Annotated in this window: 29 protein-coding genes and 1 riboswitch; of the genes, 12 read left to right on the forward strand and 17 right to left on the reverse strand. The window is 70.9% G+C overall.

Features of this window, described 5'->3' with window-relative positions:
• The gene (locus ACFW9O_RS11180) at positions 1 to 351 is read right to left on the reverse strand and encodes a YciI family protein (RefSeq protein WP_384607576.1); all 351 of its coding nucleotides are present in this window, start codon (positions 349 to 351) and stop codon (positions 1 to 3) included.
• A 260-nt stretch (positions 352 to 611) separates the two neighbouring features.
• Between ACFW9O_RS11180 and ACFW9O_RS11185 the strand changes: the two genes are divergently transcribed.
• The gene (locus ACFW9O_RS11185; protein WP_384607579.1) at positions 612 to 1,373 is read left to right on the forward strand and encodes a MerR family transcriptional regulator; all 762 of its coding nucleotides are present in this window, start codon (positions 612 to 614) and stop codon (positions 1,371 to 1,373) included.
• Positions 1,374 to 1,463: 90 nt separating this feature from the next.
• Here the strand turns inward: ACFW9O_RS11185 and ACFW9O_RS11190 are convergent, their stop codons facing one another.
• Together ACFW9O_RS11190 and ACFW9O_RS11195 are read right to left on the reverse strand one after the other, a co-directional pair.
• Positions 1,464 to 2,285, reverse strand: a complete 822-nt coding sequence (locus tag ACFW9O_RS11190) for an SGNH/GDSL hydrolase family protein (RefSeq protein ID WP_384607582.1) — start codon at positions 2,283 to 2,285, stop codon at positions 1,464 to 1,466.
• Positions 2,272 to 2,841, reverse strand: a complete 570-nt coding sequence (locus tag ACFW9O_RS11195; protein WP_351181895.1) for a PadR family transcriptional regulator — start codon at positions 2,839 to 2,841, stop codon at positions 2,272 to 2,274. Before ACFW9O_RS11195 ends, ACFW9O_RS11190 begins: the two co-directional genes overlap by 14 nt.
• A 126-nt stretch (positions 2,842 to 2,967) precedes the next feature.
• Between ACFW9O_RS11195 and ACFW9O_RS11200 the strand changes: the two genes are divergently transcribed.
• From ACFW9O_RS11200 to ACFW9O_RS11215, 4 genes are all read left to right on the forward strand, one after another.
• A complete protein-coding gene (locus ACFW9O_RS11200) occupies positions 2,968 to 3,564 on the forward strand; it encodes an isochorismatase family protein (RefSeq protein ID WP_384607586.1) in 597 nt (198 codons plus the stop codon).
• A 158-nt stretch (positions 3,565 to 3,722) separates the two neighbouring features.
• Complete coding sequence (locus tag ACFW9O_RS11205) at positions 3,723 to 5,105, forward strand: SGNH/GDSL hydrolase family protein (protein ID WP_384607852.1); 1,383 nt, start codon at positions 3,723 to 3,725, stop codon at positions 5,103 to 5,105.
• A gap of 21 nt (positions 5,106 to 5,126) precedes the next feature.
• Positions 5,127 to 5,783: a class I SAM-dependent methyltransferase gene (locus ACFW9O_RS11210; RefSeq protein WP_384607589.1), complete on the forward strand. Its 657-nt coding sequence runs from the start codon at positions 5,127 to 5,129 to the stop codon at positions 5,781 to 5,783.
• A 224-nt stretch (positions 5,784 to 6,007) separates the two neighbouring features.
• A complete protein-coding gene (locus ACFW9O_RS11215) occupies positions 6,008 to 6,835 on the forward strand; it encodes an alpha/beta fold hydrolase (protein WP_384607591.1) in 828 nt (275 codons plus the stop codon).
• Positions 6,836 to 6,897: 62 nt separating this feature from the next.
• Here ACFW9O_RS11215 and ACFW9O_RS11220 read toward each other — a convergent pair whose 3' ends face one another.
• Positions 6,898 to 7,635 carry an SDR family oxidoreductase gene (locus ACFW9O_RS11220; RefSeq protein WP_384607594.1) on the reverse strand — a complete coding sequence of 246 codons (738 nt, stop codon included), beginning with the start codon at positions 7,633 to 7,635 and terminating at the stop codon, positions 6,898 to 6,900.
• Positions 7,636 to 7,747: 112 nt separating this feature from the next.
• Between ACFW9O_RS11220 and ligD the strand changes: the two genes are divergently transcribed.
• Positions 7,748 to 8,707 (forward strand): non-homologous end-joining DNA ligase, encoded by a 960-nt coding sequence (gene ligD / locus ACFW9O_RS11225; protein ID WP_384607596.1) that lies wholly within the window; start codon positions 7,748 to 7,750, stop codon positions 8,705 to 8,707.
• Positions 8,708 to 8,722: 15 nt separating this feature from the next.
• Here ligD and ACFW9O_RS11230 read toward each other — a convergent pair whose 3' ends face one another.
• Both ACFW9O_RS11230 and ACFW9O_RS11235 read right to left on the reverse strand, forming a co-directional pair.
• Positions 8,723 to 9,670 carry a Ku protein gene (locus ACFW9O_RS11230; protein WP_384607598.1) on the reverse strand — a complete coding sequence of 316 codons (948 nt, stop codon included), beginning with the start codon at positions 9,668 to 9,670 and terminating at the stop codon, positions 8,723 to 8,725.
• Between the two features lie 161 nt (positions 9,671 to 9,831).
• Entirely contained in the window at positions 9,832 to 10,308 is a 477-nt protein-coding gene (locus ACFW9O_RS11235) for a GNAT family N-acetyltransferase (protein ID WP_384607601.1), read from the reverse strand.
• Between the two features lie 236 nt (positions 10,309 to 10,544).
• Here ACFW9O_RS11235 and ACFW9O_RS11240 point away from each other — a divergent pair, with 236 nt between their 5' ends.
• From ACFW9O_RS11240 to ACFW9O_RS11250, 3 genes are all read left to right on the forward strand, one after another.
• Entirely contained in the window at positions 10,545 to 11,393 is an 849-nt protein-coding gene (locus ACFW9O_RS11240) for an excalibur calcium-binding domain-containing protein (protein WP_384607602.1), read from the forward strand.
• Positions 11,394 to 11,559: 166 nt separating this feature from the next.
• The gene (locus ACFW9O_RS11245; RefSeq protein WP_384607604.1) at positions 11,560 to 12,414 is read left to right on the forward strand and encodes a ketose-bisphosphate aldolase; all 855 of its coding nucleotides are present in this window, start codon (positions 11,560 to 11,562) and stop codon (positions 12,412 to 12,414) included.
• Positions 12,415 to 12,442: 28 nt separating this feature from the next.
• On the forward strand, positions 12,443 to 13,222 hold the full coding sequence (locus tag ACFW9O_RS11250) for a DeoR/GlpR family DNA-binding transcription regulator (protein ID WP_384607607.1): 780 nt from the start codon (positions 12,443 to 12,445) through the stop codon (positions 13,220 to 13,222).
• 18 nt (positions 13,223 to 13,240) lie between these two features.
• Here ACFW9O_RS11250 and ACFW9O_RS11255 read toward each other — a convergent pair whose 3' ends face one another.
• The 3 genes from ACFW9O_RS11255 to ACFW9O_RS11265 are packed head-to-tail and all read right to left on the reverse strand — an operon-like array spanning position 13,241 to position 15,879.
• Entirely contained in the window at positions 13,241 to 13,777 is a 537-nt protein-coding gene (locus ACFW9O_RS11255; protein WP_384607610.1) for a hypothetical protein, read from the reverse strand.
• A gap of 57 nt (positions 13,778 to 13,834) precedes the next feature.
• Positions 13,835 to 14,419, reverse strand: coding sequence for a TetR family transcriptional regulator (locus tag ACFW9O_RS11260; RefSeq protein WP_384607613.1), 585 nt, complete (start codon positions 14,417 to 14,419; stop codon positions 13,835 to 13,837).
• A complete protein-coding gene (locus ACFW9O_RS11265) occupies positions 14,416 to 15,879 on the reverse strand; it encodes an MFS transporter (RefSeq protein WP_351175157.1) in 1,464 nt (487 codons plus the stop codon). Before ACFW9O_RS11265 ends, ACFW9O_RS11260 begins: the two co-directional genes overlap by 4 nt.
• Before the next feature lie 140 nt (positions 15,880 to 16,019).
• Here ACFW9O_RS11265 and ACFW9O_RS11270 point away from each other — a divergent pair, with 140 nt between their 5' ends.
• Positions 16,020 to 16,322 (forward strand): hypothetical protein, encoded by a 303-nt coding sequence (locus ACFW9O_RS11270; protein WP_351175159.1) that lies wholly within the window; start codon positions 16,020 to 16,022, stop codon positions 16,320 to 16,322.
• Between the two features lie 186 nt (positions 16,323 to 16,508).
• Here ACFW9O_RS11270 and ACFW9O_RS11275 read toward each other — a convergent pair whose 3' ends face one another.
• Positions 16,509 to 17,969, reverse strand: a complete 1,461-nt coding sequence (locus ACFW9O_RS11275) for a DUF445 domain-containing protein (protein ID WP_351175161.1) — start codon at positions 17,967 to 17,969, stop codon at positions 16,509 to 16,511.
• Between the two features lie 141 nt (positions 17,970 to 18,110).
• On the opposite strand from ACFW9O_RS11275, the gene ACFW9O_RS11280 reads away from it, so the two are divergent.
• A complete protein-coding gene (locus tag ACFW9O_RS11280; RefSeq protein WP_384607617.1) occupies positions 18,111 to 19,364 on the forward strand; it encodes an SGNH/GDSL hydrolase family protein in 1,254 nt (417 codons plus the stop codon).
• Between the two features lie 12 nt (positions 19,365 to 19,376).
• Here ACFW9O_RS11280 and ACFW9O_RS11285 read toward each other — a convergent pair whose 3' ends face one another.
• The 4 genes from ACFW9O_RS11285 to ACFW9O_RS11300 are packed head-to-tail and all read right to left on the reverse strand — an operon-like array spanning position 19,377 to position 22,796.
• Positions 19,377 to 20,045 (reverse strand): DUF1707 domain-containing protein, encoded by a 669-nt coding sequence (locus ACFW9O_RS11285; protein WP_351175198.1) that lies wholly within the window; start codon positions 20,043 to 20,045, stop codon positions 19,377 to 19,379.
• A gap of 55 nt (positions 20,046 to 20,100) precedes the next feature.
• Positions 20,101 to 21,075 (reverse strand): ATP-binding cassette domain-containing protein, encoded by a 975-nt coding sequence (locus ACFW9O_RS11290; protein WP_351175165.1) that lies wholly within the window; start codon positions 21,073 to 21,075, stop codon positions 20,101 to 20,103.
• Between the two features lie 13 nt (positions 21,076 to 21,088).
• A complete protein-coding gene (locus tag ACFW9O_RS11295; protein ID WP_384607855.1) occupies positions 21,089 to 21,940 on the reverse strand; it encodes an ABC transporter permease in 852 nt (283 codons plus the stop codon).
• A gap of 55 nt (positions 21,941 to 21,995) precedes the next feature.
• Entirely contained in the window at positions 21,996 to 22,796 is an 801-nt protein-coding gene (locus tag ACFW9O_RS11300) for an ABC transporter permease (RefSeq protein WP_384607621.1), read from the reverse strand.
• 154 nt (positions 22,797 to 22,950) lie between these two features.
• Here ACFW9O_RS11300 and ACFW9O_RS11305 point away from each other — a divergent pair, with 154 nt between their 5' ends.
• Complete coding sequence (locus ACFW9O_RS11305; protein ID WP_384607623.1) at positions 22,951 to 25,347, forward strand: transglycosylase domain-containing protein; 2,397 nt, start codon at positions 22,951 to 22,953, stop codon at positions 25,345 to 25,347.
• A gap of 3 nt (positions 25,348 to 25,350) precedes the next feature.
• Here the strand turns inward: ACFW9O_RS11305 and ACFW9O_RS11310 are convergent, their stop codons facing one another.
• The 3 genes from ACFW9O_RS11310 to ACFW9O_RS11320 form a co-directional block, all read right to left on the reverse strand.
• Positions 25,351 to 25,671 carry a multidrug efflux SMR transporter gene (locus ACFW9O_RS11310; RefSeq protein WP_329210587.1) on the reverse strand — a complete coding sequence of 107 codons (321 nt, stop codon included), beginning with the start codon at positions 25,669 to 25,671 and terminating at the stop codon, positions 25,351 to 25,353.
• Positions 25,672 to 25,707: 36 nt separating this feature from the next.
• Positions 25,708 to 25,769: riboswitch (guanidine-III (ykkC-III) riboswitch) on the reverse strand.
• A 60-nt stretch (positions 25,770 to 25,829) separates the two neighbouring features.
• Positions 25,830 to 26,168 carry a co-chaperone GroES gene (locus ACFW9O_RS11315; protein ID WP_329210585.1) on the reverse strand — a complete coding sequence of 113 codons (339 nt, stop codon included), beginning with the start codon at positions 26,166 to 26,168 and terminating at the stop codon, positions 25,830 to 25,832.
• Between the two features lie 62 nt (positions 26,169 to 26,230).
• Positions 26,231 to 26,551, reverse strand: coding sequence for a DUF3618 domain-containing protein (locus tag ACFW9O_RS11320; protein ID WP_351175172.1), 321 nt, complete (start codon positions 26,549 to 26,551; stop codon positions 26,231 to 26,233).
• Between the last annotated feature and the right edge of the window lie 49 nt (positions 26,552 to 26,600).

The raw sequence follows: 26,600 nt of genomic DNA on the forward strand, positions 1-26,600 counted from the left end.
TCAGGCCCCGAAGTCGGCGACCGGCCGCACGACGACCGACCCGCTGCCGCGCGCGCCGGGGCACCGGGCGGCCCAGTCGAGGGCGACATCGAGATCCGGTACGTCGATGACGAGGAAGCCGCCCAGGACCTCACGGGTCTCGGCGAAGGGCCCGTCCGTGACGGTCCGCTCCCCGGTGGGCCCGACACGGACCGTCGTGGCGGTGACCAGGTCGGCGAGCGACTCACCGGAGACGAGGATCCCGGCGTCCTTGACCTCCTTGTCGTAGGCCATCCAGTCCTCGACCGTGCATTCGGCTGCGCCACCGCTCTCGTCGGTCGCACCGCTGTGGATCAGCAACATGTACTTCATGGTCCGGCTCCTGTCGTGCTTCGTCATGCTCTGTACTGCGTCCGGTACACGTTCTCCGTGTACACCATGACGACGTACGGGACCCCGCCGTATCGACACGCCCTTCCAAGATTCTTTGTCCGCCGGTCGAGTGGGGCGCGGTGGACGACGGGCGGAGACCCCGATCGCCGGGCTTGCGGTTGCCGCAGCGGCAGCTCCTACCGTCGTGAACAGGGCCGGAGAGACCGGCCCAGGTGAAGCACCAACGAGGGAGGCGGGCGATGGCCTGGCCGATTGCGGAGGTCGCCCGGATGTCAGGGGTGACGGCCCGCACGCTGCGGCACTACGACGAAGTCGGACTGCTGCCGCCTGCCTGGATCGGGACCAACGGCCACCGCTACTACGAGGAGCGCCAGCTGCTGCGGCTGCAGCAGATCCTCGTCCTGCGGGAACTGGGCGTCGGTCTGTCCGAGGTCGGCCGGATCCTGGCCGAGCAGGTCGACGAGCTCGAAGCCCTGCGCGGCCACCGTCGTCGGCTGCTCGCCGAGCGTGACCGGCTCGACGCGCTGGCCGGGACCGTGTCCCGCACGATCACCGAACTGGAACAGTCCAGAAAGGACGGTAAACCCATGACCGCCATCAGCCGGCCCGAGAACCTCTTCGAGGGCGTCCGGCCCGCCCAGTACAGGGAGAGTCTGCGTGACTTCCCGGAGCTGGCCGGGAAGGTCGAACAGCACACAGCCGGGATGAGCCAGGACGAGATCGAGGCCGGGCACCGGGAGCGCACGGCGCAGATGATCCGCCTGGCCGAACTGCTGGCCGCCGGCACTCCCGCGGACGACGACGCGGTGCTCGCCGAGATCGACGGCCAGTACCGGGCGCTCACCGAGCTGCGTGCGGTCTCCGCCGAGGAGTACCGCGCGATCGGGCGCTCGTGTGTGGAGAACGCGCAGTGGCGCGCGGCGTACGAGGCGATCGCGCCCGGCCTGGCCGCGTACCAGCGGGACGCCATCGAGGCGTACGCCTCGACCTGGCTGCGCTGAACCGGACGTGCCGCCGCCACGGAAGTCGACCCGTGGCGGCGGCACTTGGGCACACCGCCGCCCGGAACGAGGCCAGGACAGCGGACCGGACTACGAGGGCTCCAGGAGGCCCGTGTCCGCCGGGGCGGCGGGCGGTGCGGTAATCAGGGGCAGGAGCTCGGGGCGCTTCGCGGTCCGGCCGTCGCCGGAGGACCTGCCGCGCAGACGCCGTCCGAGCCAGGGGCCGAGGAACCCGGCCGCCCAGCGCAGTTCTGCCCGCGCGGCCTGCAGGCCCGAAGGAACGGGCTGCGGCGGCAGCGGGAGCGTCCAGCTGTCGTCGCTCCCGGGCAGGCCGACGGCGCGGGCGACGGCTGCGGCGATCCGCTCGTGGCCGAGCGGGCTCGCGTGCAGCCGGTCCTCGCTCCACATCCTCGGGTCGGTGGCGACGGCCTGCGGCGCGATGTCGGCGACCGTGACACCGTGCCGGGCCGCCGCCTCGCGGATCCGGGCGTTCATGTCGAAGACACGGGACCTGACCGGCCGGGCGATCGGGGCGATCTTCCCCACGTCGGGAAAGGTCATCGTCACCACATGGGCCCCGGCCGCCGTGAGCGCGGCGAACATCTCCTCCAGGTGCCCCGCCACCTCCTCGGCGTCGAAACCGGGCCTGAGGAGGTCGTTGACCCCGGCGAGCACGGTGGCGAGGTCGGGGCGCAGGGCCAGCGCGGGGCCCAGCTGTTCCGCGCGGACCTGGCCGGCGACCCGTCCCCGTACCGCCAGATTGGCGTACTGGAGACCGGGGTTGGCGGCCGCGACGTGCGCGGCGAAGTGGTCGGCCCAGCCGCGCAGGCCGGTGGCGTCGTCGCCGTCGCCGACCCCTTCGGTCTGGCTGTCGCCCAGTGCGACGTAACGCAGGTACTCACCGCTCGGCACGGGTCGTCCGCCTCTCTCTCAGTACGTTCGCGATCCGCAGGCACCAGTCCCGGTGCCCCTCCTCGAAGGCGAGGCCGCGCAGGCACGTCAGGTACGGACCGACCCGCTCGCCCGTGCGCAGGTACTCCTCCTCGTCCATGTCGCCGCGGAACTGCCGCAGCAGATTGCCGAGGAGCTCGATCTTGGCCTCGGCCGCGGACGCCCGCTCCTCCAGCTGTTCGATCACCGGTTCGGTGCCGATGCGGTCGGCGGCCTGGACCTTGACGAGCAGGTCGTCGCGGATGAACGACGGCTTCGACACGTCCGCGGCGAACCGTTCCAGCTCGGCGCGGCCGGCGTCGGTGACGTGGAAGAGGCGTTTGTTGGGCCGGGTCTCCTGGATCACCTGCCGCCCTGCGACCAGCCCGTCCTTCTCCAGCCTGGCCAGCTCCATGTACAGCTGCTGGGGCAGGGCGTGCCAGAAGTTCGCGACGCCGATGTCGAACGCCTTCGCCAACTGATATCCGCTGTACTCACCGTCCAGCAGTGCTGCCAGCACGGCATGCCGCAAGGCCATCGAAGCGCTCCTTCTCCCGTTTCTGGTCCGCCCTCCACCTTACTCAATAAATTGTCTAGTCATACGTTTGAGCATGAAGAGGAAAATCGCGTGGAGGAGTACGGCGCCGGCCATGAGGATGACGGGATGAGCACCCACACAACTCCCGTAGAGGCCCTGCTTGTCGTCGATGTCCAGTCGGCCTCCGTCGTCGGCGACGGAGCCCTGCCGGACGCCGCCGGACTCCTGGACCGGACGACGGACCTGATCACCCGGGCACGGCAGGACGGGGCACTCGTCGTCCACCTGCAGAACGACGGGCAGCCCGGAGCGGACGACGAGCCCCACACACCCGGCTGGGAGCTCCACCTCCCCGTCGAGGCCGGCCCCACGGAGACCGTGATCCGCAAAAGTCACGACGACGGGTTCAAGGAGACGGCACTGGGGGACGTGCTGGCCGGTGCGGGAGTGCGATCGCTCGCCGTCTGCGGACTGATGTCCGAGATGTGCGTCCAGGCGACGGCCCGCACCGCCCTGGCGCTCGGCCACCGGGTCGTCCTCCCGTACGACGCCCACGCCACACATGACATCCCGGCGGCCCCCGGAATCAGCGGAGTGATCCCGGCCGCGGTGGTCTCACGGGTTGCCGCGTGGGCCATCAGCGGGGGCGCCGACGTCACGACGCAGGCCTCGGACGTCGGCTTCACGGCACCACCCCGGCCCAACTCCCCTGCGGGCGCCTGACCGTACGCGTCCCTCGACGCACCGGGGGCAACGAACGAAAACTTTCGAAGCGTTGACCGAAATCTGTCGGAGAGCTAGCCTGCCGCCTGAATCCCTGGGCGCAAGTGAGGACACGGTCCATGTACATGGACCAACTCCCCGCTTGCCCCTACGTCTTCATGCCCTGCTTCCCCCACCCGCCCAGAGGGAGCACCACCGTGAACCGAAGATCAGCGATCATCGGCCTGCTCGCCACCGCAGCACTCGCCGCCACCGTCGCCACCCCCGCGATCGGAGCCGGGGAAGGCGGCCACGGGCCGGGCAGTTCCCCGAGGCCGACCGAACGGAACGCCCGCTGGGTGAGCACCTGGACGTCCATGCCGCAGCTGACGGAGCCGGGCAACATGCCTCCGGCGCCGTTCACCCAGGAGGGCTCCGTACTGACGGACGCCACCCTGCGGCAGACCGTCCACGTCTCGGCCGGCGGCGAGCACATCCGGCTGCGCTTCTCCAACGCGTTCGGCGGCGCGGTGCTGCCGATCACCAAGGTGACCGTGGCCCTTCCCCGCGACGGCAAGGCCGGAACCAGCGCGGTCCAACCGGGAACCACGCACGAGGTGACCTTCCAGGGGCGCTCCTCGGTCTCGGTGCCGGCCGGTGCGCAGGCGGTCTCCGACCCGCTGGACTTCCGGCTCGAGCCGGGCTCCAACCTCACCGCGACGGCCTACCTGGCCAACGGGCAGGCGTCCACCGCGATCACCTCGCACCCCGGCTCCCGTACGACCTCCTACCTGCAGGCCGGGAACCACGTCGGCGACACGGACCTCACCGGGGCGACGCCCACCGACCACTGGTACTTCCTCAGCGGCGTCGAGGTCTGGTCCAGGAACACCACCTCGGCCGCCGTCGTGCTCGGTGACTCGCTGACCGACGGGCGCGGCTCCACCACCAACATGAACGACCGCTGGCCCAACCTCCTGCAGAAGCGTCTCGCGTCCGGGCCCGCGACCGCGAAGGCCGCGATCGTCAACCAGGCGGCCGGCGGCAACAGGCTGCTCAACGACGGCCTGGGCCCCAACGGCCTGGCCCGCCTGGACCGTGACGTCCTGGCACAGAGCGGCGTCGACTGGCTGGTCGTCTTCGAAGGCGTCAACGACATCGGCACCGCCGAGGCGTCACCGGCAGCGCAGAAGCAGGTCGCGGCCGACGTCATCGCCGCGTACGAGCAGATCATCACCCGGGCCCACACCCAGGGCATCCGCGTGTACGGGGCGACACTCACCCCCATCGGCGCCAACACCGGGTACGACGACCCCGACGGTTACCGCGAGGAGGCACGGCAGGCCGTCAACACGTGGATCCGCACGAGCGGCCGCTTCGACAGCGTGCTCGACTTCGACCGGGCGGTGCGCGACCCGCTCGCCCCCACCCGGCTCCGGGCCTCGTTCGACACCGGCGACCACCTCCACCTCAACCCCGCGGGCTACCAGGCCTTGGCCGACGCGGTCCCGACCCGGCTGTTCCAACAGGCTCCGCTTCCCCGGGGCTTCGGCTACAACTGACCACTGCCTAGGGTCGGGGGCATGACCGATCACTCGCACCTCGCCGCCGTCCGGGACTCGTACGACACCGTCGCCACCACCTACGCCGTACGGGTCCCGCGGCCCTCCGAACTCGACCCGCTGAACCGGGCGATGCTGGCCGGCTTCGCCGAGCTGGTGCGGGCCGGGGGAAACAGCCGGGTCGCGGACCTCGGCTGCGGGCCCGGCCTGGTGACGGCACACCTGGCCTCGCTGGGACTGGACGCGTTCGGTATCGACCTGTCCCCCTCGATGGTCGGGATCGCCCGGGAGGGCCACCCCGGTCTGCGGTTCGCGGAGGGCTCGATGACCGCCCTGGACGTCGCGGACGACGAACTGGGCGGCATCCTGGCCTGGTACTCCACCCACCACACCCCACCGGAAGAACTGCCGCGTGTGTTCGCCGAGTTCCACCGCACCCTGGCGCCCGGCGGACATGTGCTCCTCGGTGGTTACATCGGCGAGGACGAACACCTGAGCCCCGCCGAGGCCTACGGCCACCCGGTGTCCTACCGCTCCTACTTCCTGCCGCTGGACCGCCTCGCGGAGCTGCTGCGCGGGGCGGGGCTCGTCGTCGCGGCGCGCCTGGAGCAGGCGGCGTCCGGGCGGGCGAAACGACCCGACGTCTGCATCGTGGCCCGGAAGCCTGAGCGCCCGTAAGCCCGGCGCCACGGGTGCCCGGCGCCGCTGTGCGCGCCGCGGCGCCGATCGCGACATCCACGCAGCGGCGGTAAATTGTCGACATCAGCGCACCGGACCCGTGCCGGGCCGAGCGCGGCCCGGCAGACCCGCGGCACGGCCGACTGCGGCGCAGCCGATCCGGTGGGCGCACCCGATCCGACGGGTGCGCACAGTCCGTACCGACTCGTTCGAGAGGACCCGTCATGCCGTTCATCACCACGCAGGACCGGACGCCGATCTTCTACAAGGACTGGGGAACGGGACAGCCTGTCGTGTTCAGTCACGGCTGGCCCCTGAACGCCGACGCGTGGGATCCGCAGGCCCGGCTGATGGCGGAGAACGGCTTCCGCGCGATCGCCCACGACCGGCGCGGTCACGGGCGTTCCGGACAGCCGTGGAACGGCAACGACCTCGACACGTACGCCGACGACCTGGCGGCGCTGATCGAGGAACTCGATCTGCGGGACATCATCCTGGTCGGCCACTCCACGGGCGGCGGCGAGGTGGCGCGCTACATCGGCCGCCACGGCACGGGCCGGGTCGCCAAGGCCGTCCTGCTCGGTGCGATCCCGCCGCTGATGCTGAAGACCGAGGCGAATCCCGAAGGGCTGCCGCGCGAGGTGTTCGACGGCATCCGCAAGGGTGTCGCGGGCGACCGCTCCCAGTTCTACCAGGAGCTCAGCGAGGCCTTCTACGGCGCCAACCGCCCCGGGTCGGAGGTCTCCCGGGGCACCCGCGACGCGTTCTGGCAGTGGTCGCTGCAGGTCGGGATCAAGGGTGCGTACGACTGCATCAAGGCGTTCTCCGAGACGGACCTCACCGAGGATCTGAAGGCGTTCGACATCCCCACCCTCATCGCCCACGGCAGCGACGACCAGATCGTCCCCATCGTGGCCTCGGCGGAGAAGTCCTCCAAGATCGTCAAGGACGCCACGCTCAAGGTGTACGAGGGGGCCCCGCACGGCCTGTCGATGGTGGCCCCGTTCAGGGACGTCTTCGACGCGGACCTGCTGGCCTTCGCCCGCGCCTGAGCGGGCCACGCGCACCGTCCGGCCCGGCGGGGCAGTGCTGCCGCCGGGCCGGGCGACGCCGGTCAGGCCGAGGCGAGCCAGTCGCGGTAGTGGGTGGGCGCGATGAGCACATCGCTCTTGGCGATGATGGCGTCGCCCGGGACGGCCGCGAACATTCCGGCGCTGTCGTCCGTGACGACGGTGCGCCCGTCACCGCGGGCGGCCAGCGTGATCCTGCCGAGCTCGTCCAGCGAAAAGACGTCGGGGCCGGCGACGTCGCGGGTGCCGCCGAGAGGGCTGTCCACGGCGACGTCGGCCACCGCCCGGGCGACGTCGGCCGCGGCCATGGGCTGCAGCGGGGTGGACGGCAGGCGGACGGTCTCCCCGTCGTCGGTCCAGGACAGGACCGCGTCCATGAACTCGAAGAACTGCGTGGCGCGGACGATCGAGTACGGGACGGGCCCGGCCTTGAGCACGTCCTCCTGGAGGACCTTGGCCCGGTAGTAGTCGAGGCCGGGCACCTGGTCCGCGCCGACGATGGACAGCACGACCGCGTGACCGACCCCCGCCCGCTCAGCTGCCGCGAGGAGGTTGTCCATCGTGATCCGGAAGAATTCGAGGGAGAGGTCGTCGAAGGTGGGCGAATTCGTCAGGTTGACGACTGCATCGGCCCCTTCGAGCGCCTCGGGCAGTCCCTGACCGGTGAGGAGATCGACGCCGGTGGACAGCGAGTGGGAACCCGCGTCATGCCCTTCCGCGTTCAGGATCTTCACCACCTGTGAACCGATGAGTCCCGTTCCGCCGATCACTGCGACCTTCATGTCTTGTCTCCCGGAGAGTGAACCCTGGATCCGATATGCCGGATTTGCCGCGACCTGCTCACTCTACTCAGACGGCTGGGAAAGTACCGCTGTGGGCTGAGAAGGTGGATTCATGGCCACTCTGCCCCGGATCGCCCCGATGCTCGCCACACCCGGCACCCTGCCGCCCGCGGCCACCGACGACCGGTGGGCGTTCGAGGTGAAGCAGGACGGTCAGCGGGCCGTCGTGTATCTGCCGGGAGACGGCACCGTGGAACTGCTGGCCCGCTCCGGCGCCGACATCACGGCCGCCTATCCGGAACTCGCGGCACTCGGCCCCGCACTCGACGGCGTACCGGCCGTACTGGACGGCGAGATCGTCGCACTGGACAGCCAGGGGCGCAGCGACTTCGAGCGGCTGCAGTCCCGCATGGGCCTGTCCGGGTCACCCGCCAGGGCCGCCCGCATGGCGGAGCGGGTCCCCGCCCACCTCGTCCTGTTCGACGCCCTGTTCCTCCGCGGCACCAGCCTCCTCCCGCTGCCCTACACGGAACGCCGTGCCGCCCTGGAGGGACTGGGGCTCGGCGGGGCGCACTGGTCGACGCCCTCGGTCGTCGTCGGGCACGGCGAGGAGGCCCTCGGGATGACCCGGGAGGCCGGACTGGAGGGACTGATCGCCAAGCGGCTCTCCTCCGCGTACGAGCCGGGAGTCCGCTCCCGTACCTGGATCAAGATCCGCCACGTTCACACCGTGGACGTCGTCGTGGGCGGCTGGGTGCCCGGTCGCGGCCGGCTGGACGGGCTGCCCGGAGCGCTGCTCGTCGGCGAACGGCACGAGGGCGGGCTGCGCTACGCGGGCAACGTCGGGACGGGGTGGAGCGACGCGGAGCGGACCACCCTCGGCGAGCTGCTCCGGGTCGCCGAGATCGACACCTGTCCGTTCGACGAGGTGCCTCCGATCGCGGGTGCCCGATGGGTGCTGCCGCGGCTGGTCGGCGAGGTGCGGTACGCGACCCGGACCAGGGCGGGGCGGCTGCGCCAGCCCTCCTGGCACCGGCTGCGGCCCGACCTCTCCCCGGACGGCCCCGGGTGAGGGAACGCGCGGGTCTCAGGACGCCGTGCGCTTCCTGGCGGCCGTCTTCCGTGCCGGTTTCCCGGCCGTCGTCTTCCTGGCCGCCGTCTTCTTTGCCGCCGTCTTCTTCGCGGCCCGCTTGCGGGTGCCGGACTTCATCTCGTGCACGGTCGCGTGCTCGCCCTCCGTCCCGGTGGCCTCGCCGCGCGTCTCCTTCGCCGCCTTCACCGAGGCGTTCAGCGCGGCCATCAGGTCCATGACCTTCCCCGGCTCCTCCTCCTCGCCCCCGCGCGGCTCCGGCAGCTCCTTGCCCTCGGACTTGGCCGCGATCAGCTCCTCCAGGGCGTCCCGGTAGCGGTCCCGGAAGCCGGAGATGTCGTCGAGGGCCATCGTGTCGGTGAGCTGGACGGCCCGCTCGATCTCGTCCTCGTCCAGCTCGACGTCGCCGGGCGCCAGGGACTCGGGGCTGCGGATCTCGTCCGGCCACCGCATGGAGTGCAGCACGATGGCGTTGTCCCGCACCCGCAGCAGACCGAGGCGCTCGCGGTTGTGCCAGGCGAACTTGGCGACGGCGACCTTGTCGCTGCGCTCCAGCGCCTTGCGCAGCAGGGTGTACGGCTTCGCCGCGACCTGGCCGTCGGTCGCGAGGTAGTAGCTGTCGCTGATCCGTACCGGATCGATTTGATCCGCGTCGACGAACGCCACGATCTCGATCGCCTTCGCCGTCGGCAACGGCATCCGGTCGAGCTCCTCGTCCGTGACGGGAACGGTCCGGTCCTTGGCGATCTCGTACCCCTTGCCGATCTCGTCCTGGGAGAGGACCTCGCCGTCGAGCTCGCACACCTTGCGGGTGCGGATACGGCCCATGTCCTCGAGGTGGTACTGGTGGAAGGAGATCGAGTGGTTCTCGGTGGCGGACACCACCTTGATCGGGATGGTGACCAGCCCGAAGCTGATCGCTCCGGTCCACAGGGGCCGCGGCATCCAGTACCTCCAGACCCCCCTGTCGGCTGGGCCGGGAGGCGGACCGGAGCGCCCGGAAGGGAGAACCGGCCCGAGAGGGCCTGGGCGCGACCGGGCCACCGCCCGTACTCCCGATCCTCGCTCCACGGCCCCGGGACCGCATGTGGATCACCGCGGGTACGTCACACCCGGGGCAGGTCCAGCTCGCCGACCACCTGGTCGCCGCTCATCTCGCCCGTCCTGCGGAAACCGAGCCGCAGATAGAAGTCCTCCGGCCCGTGCTCCCCCGGCAGCCAGGTCACCGTCGCGCGCTCCTGCCCGCGCCGGGCGAGCTCCTCACACACGGCGTCCACCGCGAAGCGCCCGTACCCGCGGCCCTGTTCACCGGCGGCGACGGCCAGCCGCCAGAGTCCGGAGCGGGCCCGGTCGTCCGGGATCTCCGGATTGAACCGCACGTCCAGGAAGGCCATCACGAAGCCCACCGGCCGGTCACCGTCGACGATCAGCCGCGGCCAAGCCGTCTCGGGCTGCGCGTACGCCTCGGCCAGCGACCGCGCGACCGGAGCGACGAAACGCTCCTGTTCGGGGGCGACCGTCAGGCGGCAGGCGTCCAGCACGTTGTCGGGGGTGATCTTCTCCAGGCGGAGCTGCGCATTCATGCGGGCACCGTACGGACTCCTCCGTCGGCCGGGCCACCGAATACCGGTGGAACGGGGCGCCGGGCGCCGGTACGCACGGGGCGGCGAGGCGCCGCGCGACAGACTCTCCACATCTCCTCCATGCTTTCATCACAATTCCGCTTCCTTTCGCCGAAGCCCGCCTCCCCGCTCCCCACCACTGCGAGCATCGCCGCTCCACCTGCACAGAAATACTGCGCAAATGCCTTGGGGGGCACATGACTTCGAGAGTGAAGAGCGGTCCGGTCCGGATCTCGGCAGGGATCGCCGTCCTGGCGATGACCCTGGCGGGGTGCGGAGGAAGCGGCAGTGACGCGAAGACGGTGGCCGACTCGTCCAGGACCGCCTCCGGCGAGCGGGCGCTCGCACTCGTGGACGACGAGGCGAGCGCGGACGCCGGCACGGAGATCGTGATCGAGGCGCTCGCCAACGATGCCGTGACCCTGGAGGACGGCAGGGACGCCCCGCTCCTCGGCACCTACGACACGGCCGAGTTCACCTTCTCCGTCGAGAGCCCGACCCCGCACGGGACCGTCACCGTCATGGGGACCTCGCTCGTGTACACGTCCGCGGCCGACTACGGCGGCGAGGACGAGTTCGTCTACCACGTCCTGGTCGACGGGAAGGCGGCGCCCAGCGGCAGCGCCGTCGTACGGATCACCGTGGCCGCGCCCGCCCCGTCCCCTACCCCCACGCCCACACCCACGCCGAAACCGAAGGTGAAGGTTTCCACCGAGCCCTCGGTGTACTACAGCAACTGCGACGCGGTACGGGCGGCCGGGGCCGCGCCCGTCCGCCGCGGGGACCCGGGCTACGCGGCCCACCTGGACCGCGACAACGACGGGGTCGGCTGCGAGCCGTACGGGGCCGGGTCCGGCACAGGATCCTCCAGCGGCGGTTCGACAGGCGGCGGTTCGGCGGACGGAGGTTCCTCCGGCGGCGGTGGCGACACCTACTACGCCAACTGCTCCGCCGTGCGCGCCGCAGGGGCCGCGCCCATCCACCGCGGGGACCCCGGCTACGGCTCCCACCTCGACCGGGACGGCGACGGCGTCGCCTGCGAGTAGAGCGAACGGAACGGGAGCGCGCGGAGGGCGCCGAGCCGAGGGAGCCGAGGGCATCGCGCGGGCAGATGTGAGCGCATGGGACCCGGGACGCTTGAAGTTGCTCCAAGTGCGCAATAATCGAGCAACTTCGAGCATTGCTCGCCGTCGTACCCACGAAGGAAGCCCCATGCCGCTCATATCCACCGGTGACCTCGCACACCGCGCCAGGACGAACACGACGGGTGTCGGGGCGTTCAACGTCGTGCAGATCGAGCACGCGCAGGCCATCGTCGGCGGGGCGGAGGCGGCCGGGCTGCCGGTGATCCTGCAGATCAGCGAGAACACGGCCCGCTATCACGGCTCCCTCGAACCGATCGGGCTCGCCTCGCTCGCCCTCGCCCGGGCCGCGAGCGTGCCCGTGGCCGTCCACCTCGACCACGCCGAGACGGACGGCCTCGTACGCGAGGCCGTCCGGCTCGGCTTCACCTCCGTCATGTTCGACGCGTCCACGCTCCCGTACGACGAGAACGTCGCCGCGACCCGTGCCGTCGCGGAGTACTGCCACCTCCACGACGTATGGGTGGAGGCCGAGCTCGGCGAGGTCGGCGGCAAGGATGGGGCCCACGCCCCCGGGGTCCGTACCGACCCGGACGAGGCACGGGCGTACGTCGGCGCCACGGACGTCGACGCCCTCGCCGTCGCCGTCGGCAGCTCGCACGCGATGCTCACCCGCGACGCCGCGCTCGACTTCGGGCTCATCTCCCGGCTGCGCGACGCGGTGGACGTCCCGCTCGTCCTGCACGGCTCGTCCGGAGTCGGGGACACGGGCCTCGCGAGGGCCGTCGCCGCGGGTATGACGAAGGTGAACATCTCCACCCATCTGAACAAGCTGTTCACCCAGGCCGTCCGCACCTATCTGGACACCCACACCGAGGCGGCCGACCCCCGCACGTACCTCGGCCCGGCCCGCGAGGCGGTCACGACCGAGGTGACGCGCCTGCTGCACGTACTGGCCCGGACCGTCCCCGGCCAGGCGCGATAGGGTTCGGCGGCGAAACAAGGAGGAACAGGTGGCGGCACACACCCGATGGACCCGGCTGCTGGAGATCCTCAGCGAACAGGGTCATCTCGACGTCCTCGACGCCGCCGCGCGACTGGACTGCTCCGCCGCCACCGTACGGCGCGACCTGGACGAGCTCGCCCGGCAGAACCTGCTGACCCGCACCCGGGGTGGCGCCGTGGTCAGCACCGTCGCCTACGACCTGCCGCTGCGCTACAAGGCGGCCCGCAGGGCGGACGAGAAACAGCGCATCGCGAAGGCCGCGGCCGAACTGATCCCGTCGGGCTCCACGGTGGGGATCAACGGGGGCACGACCACCTCGGAGGTGGCCAGGGAACTGGCCGTGCGGCCGGAGCCCGCGGGCGGCGGGATCGCGCTGACCGTGGTCACCAACGCGATTAACATCGCCAACGAACTGGCGGTCCGCCCCCAGGTGAAGATCGTCGTCACCGGCGGGGTGGCCCGCCCGAACTCGTACGAACTCGTCGGCCCGCTGGTCGACTCGGTCCTGCGCACGCTCGCACTCGACTACACGATCCTCGGCGTGGACGCCGTCCATCCGACCTTCGGAGCGGCCACCCACGACGAGTCGGAGGCCGGCGCCAACCGGGCGCTCGCCGAGTGCGCGGGCACGGTGATCGTGGTGGCCGACTCCTCCAAGCTGGGCCGCCGGGCGTTCGCCCAGGTGTGCGAGACGAGCGCCGTGTCGATCCTGGTGACGGACAAGGACGCGCCCGAGGAGACCGTCGAGGAGTTCACCGGCCTCGGCATCGACGTGCTGCGCGTGTGACGTCCCGGCCGTGGCGGGTCAGCGGTAGTCGTCCGGGTGGCCCTGCATCCAGGTGTTGATGCGGTCGCGGGTGCCGATCAGCTGGGTGCGGTGCTTCTCCAGGTTGGCCGTGGAGGTGTCGTTCTTCAGCTCCATGCGCAGGGTGCCCATCCAGGCCAGGGGCTTCTTGAAGTGGCCCGGACCCTTCGCGTCCGCCTTCATGGCCGCGTCCAGGGTGTTCAGTTCCTCGTTGACCCTGCCCAGGAAGTAGGCGCAGTTCCCGTCGCCCGGGGTGCAGTTGTCGTACAGAGTCGCCTGCAGGCCGGCGAAGGCGTCGCGGACCAGCACGGGCCTGTTCAGGTCCGCTTCGGTGAGCTCGTCCGGGCTCTCCGAGGCAGATGCTTCCGCCTCCGCCCGCTCGACCGCCGCGCTCGCCGCCGCGGCGTTCGCCTCCGGCGCCACCTGCGGGACGTCGCTGCCCGGCCCGTTCGTGGTGGTCGCCTCCGAGCAGCCGACCAGGCCCGCTCCCAGGATCACGGCCGGTATGGCGGCACGCAGAGCGCTGCGGATGAACATGAGGCCCCCCTCGTCGTTTGGCCCAGACCTTACTGCCTGCGGCCGGCCGACGACCGGTCAGCCCGCGACCAGGCTCTGGAGCGCGGGAGCGTACAGGTCCGCGAGGTGTTCCGGGGTGGCGCGGGAGCCGGCGCCCTCGCGGTGAAGGCTGAGCGTGGCGCCCAGGCCGATCAGGTGGCCGGCGATCAGCTCGGCGCGCAGGGCGCGTTCGCGGCCGGGGAGACGGGCCGTCAGGCGCCCGGTGACCTGCTCGTGGAAGCGGGTGCGCAGCAGGGAGCGCTCGTCGTGGTTGCCGAGGGAGAAGACGACGCGCAGCAGTGGGTCGCTCTGGTGTGCCCTGCGGCTGCGTACGAGCGTCAGCACCATATGGCGGCCGAGCCCGTCGAGCGGGGCGTCGAAGAGCTCCTCGGCGGCCGGGCCGAAGTCCGCGACGGTGTTGAAGAGTTCTTCCTTGCGGCCGAAGTGCTTCACCACCAGGGACGCGCTCACACCGGCATCGGCCGCGATGCCCCGGATGGTCACCTCCGCGTACGGACGCTGCGTGAACGCCCTGCGCGCCGCACGCAGAATCGCGTCCTTGCCCGTGGGGACATCCGGTGCGGACGGTGCGGGTGTCGCTGCTGCGGTGGCTCGGGCGGTCATGCGCCCTCCTGGATCGGCATCGCCCGCGTACGGTTCCTCCTGCGGTTCCCCCCGACCGTACCCGTATCCGCGCGCCCTCCCGGCAGGCACAGCGTCACCGCCAGGGCCAGCAGTGCGGCGCCCGCCGCGATCAGGAAGACCAGCCGGTAGGCCTGGAGCGTCGGAGCCGTACGGCCACCGGCCAGGAAGGTCATGTTGGCGAGCACCGCCGCGACCGTGGCACTGCAGAACGCCTGGCCGATCGAGCGCATGAGGGTGTTCAGACCGTTGGCGGCGCCCGTCTCGCCGACCGGGACCCCGCGCATGACCAGCGCGGGCAGCGCCGAGTACGCGATGGCGGTGCCCGCGGCGACGACCGTCGCGCCCGCGATGATCAGCCACAGGCTGTGGCTGGTGAAGTACCGCACGACGTAGCCCACGGCGATGATCCCGGCGGCCAGGGCGAGGCTGGTCCTCGGGCCGCGCCCGGCGGAGATCCGCGCCGACACGGGCGAGAGCGCCACCATCGCCAGACCACCCGGCAGCAGGCACAGGCCGCTCACGACGAGCGAGGCGCCGAGCCCGTAACCGGTGGCCTTCGGCTCCTGCACCATCTGGGCGGTGACCAGGGAGTTCGCGTAGAAGGCGAAGCCGATCAGCAGGGCGGCGACGTTCGTGAGGAGCACCGCGGGGCGGGCCGAGACCCGCAGGTCGACCATGGGGGTGGGCATCCGGAGCTCGTACGCGCCCCAGAGCAGCGCGACGACCACGGCGCCGGCGAGCAGCCCGAGGGTGCGCGCCGACGTCCAGCCCCAGGCGCCGCCCTGGGTGACCGCGAGCAGCATGCAGACCAGCGCGGCCGACAGGCCGAGCGCACCGATCGCGTCGAAGCGGCCACCGGAGCGGAGCGGGGACTCCGGTACGCAGCGGAGCACCAGGACGATGTCCAGGACGCCGATGGCCCCGGAGACCCAGAACATCGTGTGCCAGTCGAAGTTCTCGATGACGAGCGCCGCGACCGGCAGGCCGACGGCCGCCCCGATGCCGAGCGTCGAGCTCATCAGGGCGACCGCGGACAGCACGCGCTCGGGCGGCAGTTCGTCCCGCAGGATGCTGATGCCCAGGGGGACGACGGCGATCGCCGCTCCCTGCAGGGCACGGCCGGTGATCAGCACTCCGATGTGGGAGCTGACGGCGCACAGCACCGAGCCGACGACGAGGACGCCGAGGGACGCGACGAGCACACGCCGCTTCCCGTACATGTCGCCGACCCGGCCGAGGACGGGGGTGAACACCGCGCCGGTGAGGAGGGTGACGGTGACCAGCCAGCTCGCGGCGGCGGGGGTGGCCCCGGTGAGGGCCGGGATGTGCGGGAGGAGCGGGACGACGATCGTCTGCATGACCGCGACCACGACACCGCAGAAGGCCAGCACGCCGACGGCGAAGCGGGGATGGTCCGGGGCGGTGGCAGGGGCGGTCATGCGGTCTCCGTACGCCAGGGGGTGCACAAGCGTTCACCTTCAGGGTAAACGCTTGTGCACCCCCTGGGTGCCACTGGAGTTCGAAGCAGCGCGTTAGCCTCGGAACCTCGACCTGTACGAAGGAAGCGAAGGTGGCTGCGATGGCGAAGGTCCCGGCGGCGGCAGTGGCGGCGAGCGGACTCCTCGGGGGGTACGGGGTCGCCCGGTGGACCGGGAAGCGGCCGCTCGGCGGTGTCGCGCTCGCCGCCGCCGGCTCCCTCGCCGCGTACGAGTGGAACCGCCAGGCCGGAACCCGGGCGGCCGTCGGGCTGACCGTCGCCTACGTCGCCGCGTTCGCCGGATCGCACCCGCTCGCCAAGAAGGTCGGCGCCTGGCCCGCCGTGTTCACCGTCGCGGGCGGGGTCGCCGCGGCCTCGTGGGCGGTCACACGGCGCAGCGCCTGAGAAAAGGTGCGCCGGGCGATGAACACCGGCGGCGCGGGGCGCGTACTGAACGACAACTCCCCCGCGTGACCCGGGGGTGCTCCCGTACGACAGGACGGGAGCACCCCCGGAGCCTTCCCTCCACGACGCCCCGCCCGCTACGGCCCGCGCCGGAGCCCCGACGCCGCCCGGTGCCGTCGAGCGCCGTCAGGCACCCAGTGCCCGTGAGACCGAATAGATCACCAGACCGGCCAGCGCACCCACCACCGTGCCGTTGATCCGGATGAACTGCAGGTCGCGGCCGATGTGCGCCTCGATCTTCCTCGACGTCTGGTGCGCGTCCCAGCCGGCGACGGTGTCGCTGATCAGCGACGTGATCTCCGTGCGGTACGTCGTGACGACGTACACCGCCGCGTCCTCCAGCCAGCCCTCCAGCTTGGCCTGCAGCCGCTCGTCCGTCGCCAGCCGGGCGCCCAGCGACATCAGCGAGGCCCTGGCACGCAGCCGCAGCTCGCTCCGCTCGTCCTCCGCCGCCGCGATGATCATCGTGCGTACCGAGGACCAGGCCGACGCGATGACGTCCTGCACCTCGCCGCGCCCCAGGATCTCCGACTTGAGCCGCTCCACCCGCGCCCGGGTGTCCGAGTCCGTCTGGAGGTCGGCGGCGAAGTCCGTCAGGAAGGTGTCGATCGAGCCGCGCGCCGGGTGCCCCGGCATGTCCCGCATCTCCGTGACGAAACGCAGCAGTTCCTTGTAGACCCGCTCCCCCACCCGCTTGTCGACGAAGCGCGGCGTCCAGCCCGGAGCCCCGCCCTGCACCGCGTCCATCACGGACTCGCCGTGCTCGACCAGCCAGTCGTGAGCCCGCACACAGACGAGGTCGACGACCCTGCGGTGCCCGCCGTCGGCAACGACCTTCTCCAGCATCTTGCCGATGCCGGGGCCGACCTCCGCAGCGTTCGCCCGCCGGGTGATCGCCTCTCCGACGACCGCCTGCACATCGGAGTCCCTGAGCACCGTCAGCGCACCGCGCAGCGCGGTCGCGAGCTCCGCGGTCACCCGGTCCGCGTGATCCGGCTCCGCCAGCCACGCCCCGAGCCGCGCGCCGACGCCCAGAGCGTGAATTCGGTCACGAACCACGTCTCCGGAGAGAAAATTCTCGCCCACGAAGGAACCGAGTGACGCCCCGAGCTGGTCCTTCTTGGTGGGGATGATGGCCGTGTGGGGGATGGGGAGTCCGAGCGGGCGGCGGAAGAGCGCCGTGACCGCGAACCAGTCCGCCAGCGCACCCACCATGCCCGCTTCGGCAGCCGCTGCGACGTAGCCCGGCCAGCCACCCACACCCTCGTTCTTCGCCCAGGTGGCGAGGACGTAGACGAGCGCGACGAGCAGGAGCAGACCCGTGGCGGTGGTCTTCATACGGCGCACTCCGCGCTGCTTCTCCTCGTCGGCGGCGGTGTACGCGAAACCGGCCAGCGGCGCCGCGGTCCGCCGGGCACCCGGGCCGCCCGCCCCGGCCGCGGATCCGGCCGTCCCGGCGTCGGCCCCGGCGCCACCTGCCGCGGCCCCGGGCATCAGCCCCGGCCGCCCGGACGCGGGACCGTGCGGCCCCGGTCCCGCCCCGGAGTCCGGGCCGGACCCCGTTCCCTGTCCCGCGTCGTGTTCCATCCGCTCCACCCGTCCGCGTACGCGTCACCCAGTGCCGTACGCATTGTCCCTACCTCACCTACTCCCGGGCCGCACGTCGAGTTCCCCGCGGCCTGTCGCATCATGAGACCAGCCCGATCATCACAAGGAGAATCACCGCACATGCCCAGGCGCCAGGGGTATGCCCTGCTCATCGCCCTCGTAGCAGGCACCGCCGCGCTCGCCGCCGCACTCGCGTTCGGTACGACACTGATCGCCGGGGAGCGCCGGGCACCGCTCCCCGGACCCGAGGCGCACACGGCCGCGCGCAATCCCGCCGCGCCGGCCAACTCCACCGGCACCTGGGTCGCCACCTGGACCGGAGCACCCGTCAGCGGCGAACCGGACACGGAACAGGGCCTCCCCGGACGCACCATCCGCAACACGGTGCACACCAGCGTCGGCGGCGACGCCGCCCGCATCACCCTCTCCAACCTCTTCGGCACGGCCCCGCTCGTCATCGACGAAGCCACCGTCAACACCCGCCCGGTGACCTTCCGCGGCCTGCCCGTCGTCACCGTCGCCGCCGGCCGTCAGATCATCAGCGACCCCGTGGTCGTGCCCGTCGCACCCGACGCCGATCTCGTCGTCACCCTGCGCACCCCGTACCGGAGCGGCCCCGTCACCCATCACGGCCACGCCCTGCAGACGTCGTACCTGGCCGACGACCGCGGCACCTGGCGGACCGACAGCTGGCGCTACCTCACCGCGGTGGACGTGCGCAACGAGACCTCACCGGGCACGATCGTCGTGATCGGCGACTCGCTCACCGCGGGCAGCGGCTCCACCACCGACGCCAACAACCGCTGGCCTGACGTGCTCTCCGACCGGCTGGAGCACCGCTACGGGATCGCCAACCAGGGCATCGCGGGCAACCGCCTGCTGCGCGACAGCGCCCCAGAGAGGAACGGCCGGGGCGGCGTCGGCGGAACCCACCGCTTCGAGCGTGACGTGCTGTCCGTCGCCGGAGCCAGGACCGTGATCATCGCGCTGGGCATCAACGACGTGCAGCAGGCCCCCCAGGAGGAGGACCCCCGGCACATCGTGGCCGGACTGCGCACCCTCACGGAACGCGCCCACGCCCGCGGACTGCGGGTCGTCGGGGCGACGCTGACGCCCTTCCAGGGCTTCGGCACCTGGACACCCGAACGCAACGACGTACGCCTGGCGGTCAACGAACAGATCCGGGCAGGCCGGATCTTCGACGACGTCATCGACTTCGACCGGGCCGTACGCGACCCCTACGCCCCCAACCGGCTCCTGCCCGCGTACGACTCCGGCGACCGGCTCCACTTCAACGACGCCGGCTACCGGACGCTGGGCCGCCTCGTCGACCTCGCGACGGTGACCGGAACACCGAAGGCCGGAGCCTTCTGACCGCGCCCGTCGTCAGGAACCGTCCGGCTTCTCCAGGCGCAGCCGCTCCGCCTCCTTGAGGCGCTGCCGCTGCGCCTTGCTCCACTTGCGGTCCACACCGACCCCGCCCATCAGGGCGAACCCGGTCACCCGCACCCGCGGCGCGTCCGGAGCCGGATCGCCGAAGTCGGCGTCCTTCGTCTGTTCGTCGAAACCGCCCATGACGCCGATGCCGTTGACATGGAGGTGCACGTTCGGCGGGACCTTCACCTGCAGCCCGCCCATGATCGTGAAGCACCGGATCACGGTGTCGCGCTCCTCGAAGTCCGCCTCGCGCAGATCGATCTCGCCCCCGCCCCACATCGCGAACGCGGTGAACGTCCGCCCCACCGTCCAACGGCCCTTGCGGCTGAACCCGCCCCAGAAGGCGAACCCTCCCGAGGACGTCGCGGGGCCACCGATACGCCTCGACCAGTCGACGGACGTCCCGGGGGCGCGGGCGGGCGAGGCCGCGCCCACGGGCGCAACAGCCGTACCCGGTACCGGGAGATCACGTACGAGCGGCTCCAACTCCCCGTGCGTACGCGCCTTGTACGTCGCGTCGAGCCGCTGCTCGAACTCGTCCATCTCCAGCCGGCCCTCGGCCACGGCCTCCCGCAAGGTCTCGGCGACCCGTTCACGTTCCGCATCGGAAGCACGCATGTCCGGACGTTCACTTGTCATACCGCGCAGCCTATAGAGCAACCCGAAGACCGGCCTAGAGACGCGAATCCGACACGTACATCTTCGCGATCACGGCCTCGATGTCCGGCTCCCGCACCGACAGGTCCACGAGCGGATAGTCCGCCGCGATGCGCGCCACCAGAGGAGCCGCCGACGCGGACGCCGGGAACGCCAGCCACTGCCTGGGGCCCTCCACCTTCACCACCCGCACCGAGAGCTCCGACGCCAGCTCGATCGGCGGCAGCACCCGCTCCAGATCGACCACCAGCGTGCGCTCGCTCTCCCCCACCTCATGCAGCCCGGACAGCGCACCGTCGTACACCAGACGGCCGTGGTCGATCACCATCACCCGCTTGCACAGCTGCTCGATATCGGTCAGATCATGCGTGGTCAGCAACACCGTCGTGGACCGCTCCGCGTTCAAATCCCGCAAGAACTCACGCACCTTGGCCTTGGAGACCACATCGAGCCCGATCGTCGGCTCGTCCAGGTACAGCACCTCCGGATCGTGCAGAAGCGCCGCCGCGATATCGCCCCGCATCCGCTGCCCCAGCGACAACTGCCGCACCGGAGTCTCCAACAACTCACCCAGATCGAGGAGTTCCACACAACGATCCAGGTTCTCCCGGAAACGGCGGTCCGGGATCCGGTACATCCGGTGCATCAGCCGGTACGAGTCACGCAACGGCAGATCCCACCACAGCGTCGTCCGCTGCCCGAACACCACACCGATCCGGTGCGCCAGCTTCGTACGCTCCCGCGACGGATCGATGCCCGCGACCCGCAGCCGGCCGCCGCTCGGGGTGAGGATCCCCGTCAGCATCTTGATGGTCGTCGACTTGCCCGCCCCGTTCGGGCCGATGTACCCGACCATCTCGCCACGCGGCACCCGGAAGCTGATGCCGTCCACCGCACGCACCTCGTGCCGCTCCCGGCGCAGGAAACCCGTCTTACGGTGTACGTCGAAGACCTTCTCGACCCCGTCGAGCTCGATGAAGTCCATGTCCATGCCCACTCCTCCCTCAGCTTCCCGTACTGCGGTACGCCCGCAGCCCCGTCCGCCACGCCAGCCCCGCGAGCACCCAGCACAACCCCGCCACCAGCGGCGGGAGGAACGCCACCCACTCCGGCAGCCCCAACGGATAGTCCCTGCCCAGCACATACAGCGCGGGCAGCCAGCTCACGAACGCCAGCGGCACCACGAACGTCACCCCGCGCACCAGGTCCCGCGCGAAGACCGACGGCGGGTACTGGAGCAGAGTCGTCCCCCCGTACGTGAACGCGTTCTGCACCTCCGAGGCGTCCTGCGCGAAGAACTGGAACGCCGCACCCACCACGAACACCGCAGCGAAGATCGCCGCCCCGCTCAGCACCATCAGCGGCAGCATCAGGACCTTCAGCGGGCTCCACGCGATGTCCAGCGTCACCAGGGCATAGCCCAGCACCAGCAGCGCCTGCGTGATCCGGCCCAGCCGGCGCAACGCGAACCGGTCCGCCGCCACCTGCGCCAGCACCGGCACCGGCCGCACCAGCAGCGTGTCGAGCGTCCCGTCCCGCACCCGCTGCCCCAGCCGGTCCACCGACCCCACCAGCAGATCGCACAGCCCGAACGCGGTCGCCGACACCCCGTACAACAGCGCGACCTCCGGCAACGTGTAGCCGCCCAGCGCGTCGACGTGCGAGAACATCATCATGACCGCGACGAAGTCCGCCCCGGTCATCACGAAGTTGCCGATGGTCGTCATCACGAACGACGCCCGGTACGCCAGCGTCGAACGCAGCCACATCGCCACGATCAGCCCGTACGCCCGGACCCCCTCGACCAGCCGCGACCGGTCGGCGAACGCGATCCCCGGCCGCTCCGGCTCCCCCACCGCCCCCTTCCCCGGCCGCTCCGGCTCCCTGGCGGCCAGCCTCTCCGCCCCGGCCTCAGCCACCCTGCACCACCACCCTCCTCGTCGCCACGGACTGCAGCAGACGCCCCGCCAGCAGCAGCGCCACCGCCCATCCGGCCTGGAAGGCGTACGCCTGCACCAGACCCCACCCCGTGCGCCTGCCCAGGAACACATCCGCCGGGACCTGCAACAACGACGACCACGGCAACGCCCGCGCCACCTCACCCAGCACACCCGGGAACAGATTCAGCGGCAGCAGCATCCCGGAGAAGAAGAGCCCCGCCAGCATGGCCATCTGCAGGGCCCCCGCCCCGTCCATCAGCCAGAACGCCGACAGCGCGACCAGGAAGCGCAACGCGAAACTCACCACGACACCCAGCAGCACCGACACCAGGAAGGCCGGCCACATCCACGCCGACCCCGGCAACGCCAGGTCGAAGGCCAGGGACCCCAGCACCATCGGCACGATCCCGCGCCCCAGCAGGTGGAACGCCGCCCGGCCCAGGTCCCCCGCCAGCCACCACAGCTGGAGATCGGCGGGCCGGTACAGATCCACGGCGATGTCGCCCGTGCGGATCCGCTCCGTCAGGTCGCCCTCGAAGCCGCCGCCCAACATGGCACAGGTCATCAGCAGCGCCTGCCCCAGCCACACGTACGTCACGGCCTCGGACTGGTCGTATCCACCGAGCTGCGGACGCTCGTCCCACAGGGCGATGTAGGTGTAGGCCATGATGAAACCGAAGACGGTGTTGGTGAACACTCCCGCCGCCGTCGCCATCCGGTACGTCGCATGCCGCCGGAACCCACCGGCCGCCACCACCGCATAGAGCCGCACCGCGCCCCCTCCCCCCGCTCGTCGGGCCAAAGCGCACGACCCTAGTTCACGACCGGCGGCCGCCGCGACCCTTTATCCGGGGAGGATCCGGTGGTTATCACTCCGAAAAGTGCACTATGGGATAACTGCCCGCAGCCGAGGAGCCTCCACAGCCATGAGCCACGAGCCACCGCAGCCCGGCGGAGACCACGGAGAGCCAGGTCGGAAGGGTCCCGCCGGCTGGCCGCCCCGAGACCCCACCACCGCGAAGACCAACCGGAAACCGCCGCCCACGGACGGCGCACAAGGCGGCAAGGGGCGCACAAAACGCGTCAAGCGGCCCAAGCGCACCGGCTGGCGCCGCGCCGTACCCACCTGGCGCATGGTGCTCGGCAGCACACTCCTCATCGCGCTCCTGCTCATCGGCGGATTCATCGCCGGATACAAACTCGTCGGCATCCCCGCCGCGAACGCCAGCGCGACCGCGCAGTCGAACGTCTACCTCTACAAGGACGGCAGCGTCATCGCCCGCGACGGCGAGATCAACCGGGAGAACATCCGGCTCGACAAGATCCCCCGCACCGTCCAGCACGCCGTACTCGCCGCCGAGGACCGGGACTTCTACTCCGAACCCGCCATCGACGTCAAAGCCATGACCCGCGCCGGCTGGAACACCCTGACCGGCAAGGGCCGCCAGGGCGGCTCCACCATCACCCAGCAGTACGTCAAGAACTACTACCTCGGCCAGGAACAGACCGTCGTACGCAAAGCCAAGGAATTCTTCATCTCGATCAAGCTCGGCCGGGAACAGAGCAAGGACGAGATCTTCGAGGGCTACCTCAACACCAGCTACTTCGGCCGCAACTCCTACGGCATCCAGGCCGCCTCCCACGCCTACTACGGCAAGGACGCCGAAGACCTCGACACCGCCGAGGGCGCCTACCTCGCCTCCCTCCTCAACGCCCCCAGCGCCTACGACGTCGTCGCCCACCCCGAGAGCAAGGCCGCCGCCCTCGCCCGCTGGAACTACGTACTCGACGGCATGGTCAAGGAGCACTGGCTGAGCCCCTCCGACCGCGCCGCCATGACCTTCCCCGTCCCCGGCAAGGCCAAGCCCCCCACCGCACTCTCCGGACAGCGCGGCTACCTCGTCCAAGCCGTCGACGACTACCTCGCCGCCCACAGGATCCTCGACGAGAACACCCTCGCCACCGGCGGCTACCGCATCACCACCACACTCGAGAAGAAGAAGCAGGACGCCCTCGTCGAAGCCGTCGAGGACAACGTCCTGGCCAAGACCAGCGACGACCGCAAGGCCGACCGCAACGTCCGCGTCGGCGGAGCCTCCATCGACCCCGCCACCGGACACGTCCTCGCCATGTACGGCGGCATCGACTACACCAAGCAGTACGTCAACAACGCGACCCGCCGCGACTACCAAGTCGGCTCCACCTTCAAGCCGTTCGTCCTCACCGCCGCCGTGGCCAACGGATCCACCACCCAGGACGGCCGGGGCATCACACCCAACACCCGCTACGACGGCACCAACAAACGCACCGTCCAGAGCGCCCGCGGCTCCACCGGATACTCCCCCGCCAACGAGGACGACGTCGACTACGGCTCCCTCACCGTCCGCGAGGCCACCGACAAATCCGTCAACGCCGTCTACGCCCAGATGGCCCAGGACGTCGGCCCCGACGCCGTCAAGGACACCGCGGTCTCCCTCGGCATCCCGCTGAACACCCCCGACCTCACCGCCTCCCCCTCCATCGCCCTGGGCCCCGCCACCGCCAGCGTCCTCGACATGACCGAGGCCTACGCCACCCTCGCCGACCACGGCAAGCAACGCGAACACACCCTCGTCGCCAAGATCAGCAAGAACGGCGCCGACCTCGCACTCCCCGCCAGGAAGACCCGGCAGGCCGTCAGCCGCGAAGCCGCCGACACCACCACCTCCGTCCTGCGGAGCGTCGTCGACGGCGGCACCGGCACCGCGGCCCAGGCGGCGAACCGCCCCGCCGCAGGCAAGACGGGCACCGCCGAGGAGGACAAGGCCGCCTGGTTCGCCGGCTACACCCCCGACCTCGCGACCGTCATCGCCGTGATGGGCCAGGACCCCGACACCGGCGTACAGAAACCCCTGTACGGAGCACTCGGCCTCGCCCGCATCAACGGCGGCGGGGCACCCGCGCAGACCTGGGCCGCCTACACCGCCGCCGCACTCGAGGACGACGAAGTGCGGCAGTTCGAACTCGAAGCCGAGGAAGGACCGGAGGAAGCCGACCCGGACAAGGAAGGAAACGAGGAAGGGAACGAGGAACGCGACGAGGAATCGGAAGAACCCGGCGACGACCGGCGCGAAACCGGCTACCCCGAGTCCGACACCCCCTCCGGCGTCGGCACGGAGACCTCCCGGGCCCCGCAAGCCCCCAGGACCGCCACCCCTGCCGACGCCCCCTCACGCACCTCGGCCACCAGAACTCCCGACACCCCCGACGGCGACCACCCCGGCAACCCGGAGGACGAGGGCTTCATCGAAGGAGCCCGCGGCCACGGCCTGCCCCGCCGCTGACACTCAGTGGCCGGAAGTCGCCTTCAGACCCACGACAGCCACCAGCAGCAGACAGACGAAGAAAATACGGGCGGCGGTCACCGGCTCGTGCAACACCACCATGCCCAGCACCGCCGCACCCGCCGCACCGATCCCGACCCACACGCCGTACGCCGTACCGATCGGCAGCGTCTTCGCCGCATGCGACAACAGCACCATGCTGGCCACGATCCCCAGGCCCGTGAACACACTCGGCCACAACCGTGTGAACCCCTCGGTGTACTTCATCCCGATCGACCAGCCCACTTCCAGCAGACCGGCAACAATCAACAGAACCCACGCCACGACGGCACCTCCGAAACGAAACACGCGAACAACACGGGTGCGTCGTCTTTACGGAAACCCGGTACGGCGCGTCTCGTCGGGGTCGGACCAGCCTAACAAAACACAGCCAAAAGGCCTGGTGACAACGGTCACCAGGCCTTCACACCCCACCTGCCGGACTACAGATACAAGCCGGTCGAATCCTCGGAACCCTCGAACCGGTCCGCCGCCACCGCATGCAGATCCCGCTCCCGCATCAGCACGTACGCCACACCCCGCACCTCGACCTCGGCACGGTCCTCGGGGTCGTACAGCACCCGGTCCCCCGGCTCCACCGTCCGCACGTTCTGACCGACCGCGACCACCGCGGCCCACGCCAGACGCCGACCCACAGCCGCAGTCGCCGGAATCAGGATGCCGCCGCCCGAACGCCGCTCACCCTCGGGCGAATCGGACCGGACCAGCACACGGTCGTGCAGCATCCGGATGGGCAGCTTGTCGTCGGTGTCGTTGCTCACGCCCCGAAACCTACCTGCCCCGAACCGCTCCACACGCCCCCGGGGCCACCCGCAATCCGCCCTCAGCGCTTCCGGCCGCGCACCGAAACCGTCAGCAGCGCCACCGCACCGACCACCAGCAGCGCCGCCGGAATGACCCGCTCCAACCGCGGCGAACCCTCCGCCGACACGAACTGCGCCTTCACATCCGACACCGACCGATTCACCGCGACGAACGCCCGCCCGGCGGTCCGGTCCACCGACGACGCCACTTTGGCCTTCGCGTCACCGATGATCGTCTTCGGGTGCACCCGCACCCCGATCTCGTCCAGCACCATCGCAAGCTGCTCACGCCTGCTGATGATGTCCGCCTCGATCTGCGCAGGGGTCCTCGTATCCGACACTGCGCCGCCTCCGTGGTCGTCGTCCGGTAAACCTTCATCGACAGTCTGT

Origin of the sequence: Streptomyces sp. NPDC059499, from assembly GCF_042749285.1 — a bacterium.
GTDB lineage: Bacteria > Actinomycetota > Actinomycetes > Streptomycetales > Streptomycetaceae > Streptomyces.

What these genes read in the sequence shown, in the direction of transcription:
- ACFW9O_RS11240 (WP_384607602.1), top strand. Translation starts at nt 10,545, where the DNA reads ATGACTTCGAGAGTGAAGAGCGGTCCGGTCCGGATCTCGGCAGGGATC.
- ACFW9O_RS11280 (WP_384607617.1), top strand. Translation starts at nt 18,111, where the DNA reads ATGCCCAGGCGCCAGGGGTATGCCCTGCTCATCGCCCTCGTAGCAGGC.
- ACFW9O_RS11215 (WP_384607591.1), top strand. Translation starts at nt 6,008, where the DNA reads ATGCCGTTCATCACCACGCAGGACCGGACGCCGATCTTCTACAAGGAC.
- ACFW9O_RS11220 (WP_384607594.1), bottom strand. Translation starts at nt 7,635, where the DNA reads ATGAAGGTCGCAGTGATCGGCGGAACGGGACTCATCGGTTCACAGGTG.
- ACFW9O_RS11245 (WP_384607604.1), top strand. Translation starts at nt 11,560, where the DNA reads ATGCCGCTCATATCCACCGGTGACCTCGCACACCGCGCCAGGACGAAC.
- ACFW9O_RS11255 (WP_384607610.1), bottom strand. Translation starts at nt 13,777, where the DNA reads ATGTTCATCCGCAGCGCTCTGCGTGCCGCCATACCGGCCGTGATCCTG.
- ACFW9O_RS11205 (WP_384607852.1), top strand. Translation starts at nt 3,723, where the DNA reads ATGCCCTGCTTCCCCCACCCGCCCAGAGGGAGCACCACCGTGAACCGA.
- ACFW9O_RS11230 (WP_384607598.1), bottom strand. Translation starts at nt 9,670, where the DNA reads ATGCCGCGGCCCCTGTGGACCGGAGCGATCAGCTTCGGGCTGGTCACC.
- ACFW9O_RS11195 (WP_351181895.1), bottom strand. Translation starts at nt 2,841, where the DNA reads ATGGCCTTGCGGCATGCCGTGCTGGCAGCACTGCTGGACGGTGAGTAC.
- ACFW9O_RS11180 (WP_384607576.1), bottom strand. Translation starts at nt 351, where the DNA reads ATGAAGTACATGTTGCTGATCCACAGCGGTGCGACCGACGAGAGCGGT.
- ACFW9O_RS11260 (WP_384607613.1), bottom strand. Translation starts at nt 14,419, where the DNA reads ATGACCGCCCGAGCCACCGCAGCAGCGACACCCGCACCGTCCGCACCG.
- ligD (WP_384607596.1), top strand. Translation starts at nt 7,748, where the DNA reads ATGGCCACTCTGCCCCGGATCGCCCCGATGCTCGCCACACCCGGCACC.
- ACFW9O_RS11235 (WP_384607601.1), bottom strand. Translation starts at nt 10,308, where the DNA reads ATGAATGCGCAGCTCCGCCTGGAGAAGATCACCCCCGACAACGTGCTG.
- ACFW9O_RS11265 (WP_351175157.1), bottom strand. Translation starts at nt 15,879, where the DNA reads ATGACCGCCCCTGCCACCGCCCCGGACCATCCCCGCTTCGCCGTCGGC.
- ACFW9O_RS11275 (WP_351175161.1), bottom strand. Translation starts at nt 17,969, where the DNA reads ATGGAACACGACGCGGGACAGGGAACGGGGTCCGGCCCGGACTCCGGG.
- ACFW9O_RS11185 (WP_384607579.1), top strand. Translation starts at nt 612, where the DNA reads ATGGCCTGGCCGATTGCGGAGGTCGCCCGGATGTCAGGGGTGACGGCC.
- ACFW9O_RS11200 (WP_384607586.1), top strand. Translation starts at nt 2,968, where the DNA reads ATGAGCACCCACACAACTCCCGTAGAGGCCCTGCTTGTCGTCGATGTC.
- ACFW9O_RS11210 (WP_384607589.1), top strand. Translation starts at nt 5,127, where the DNA reads ATGACCGATCACTCGCACCTCGCCGCCGTCCGGGACTCGTACGACACC.
- ACFW9O_RS11285 (WP_351175198.1), bottom strand. Translation starts at nt 20,045, where the DNA reads ATGCGTGCTTCCGATGCGGAACGTGAACGGGTCGCCGAGACCTTGCGG.
- ACFW9O_RS11305 (WP_384607623.1), top strand. Translation starts at nt 22,951, where the DNA reads ATGAGCCACGAGCCACCGCAGCCCGGCGGAGACCACGGAGAGCCAGGT.
- ACFW9O_RS11270 (WP_351175159.1), top strand. Translation starts at nt 16,020, where the DNA reads ATGGCGAAGGTCCCGGCGGCGGCAGTGGCGGCGAGCGGACTCCTCGGG.
- ACFW9O_RS11290 (WP_351175165.1), bottom strand. Translation starts at nt 21,075, where the DNA reads ATGGACATGGACTTCATCGAGCTCGACGGGGTCGAGAAGGTCTTCGAC.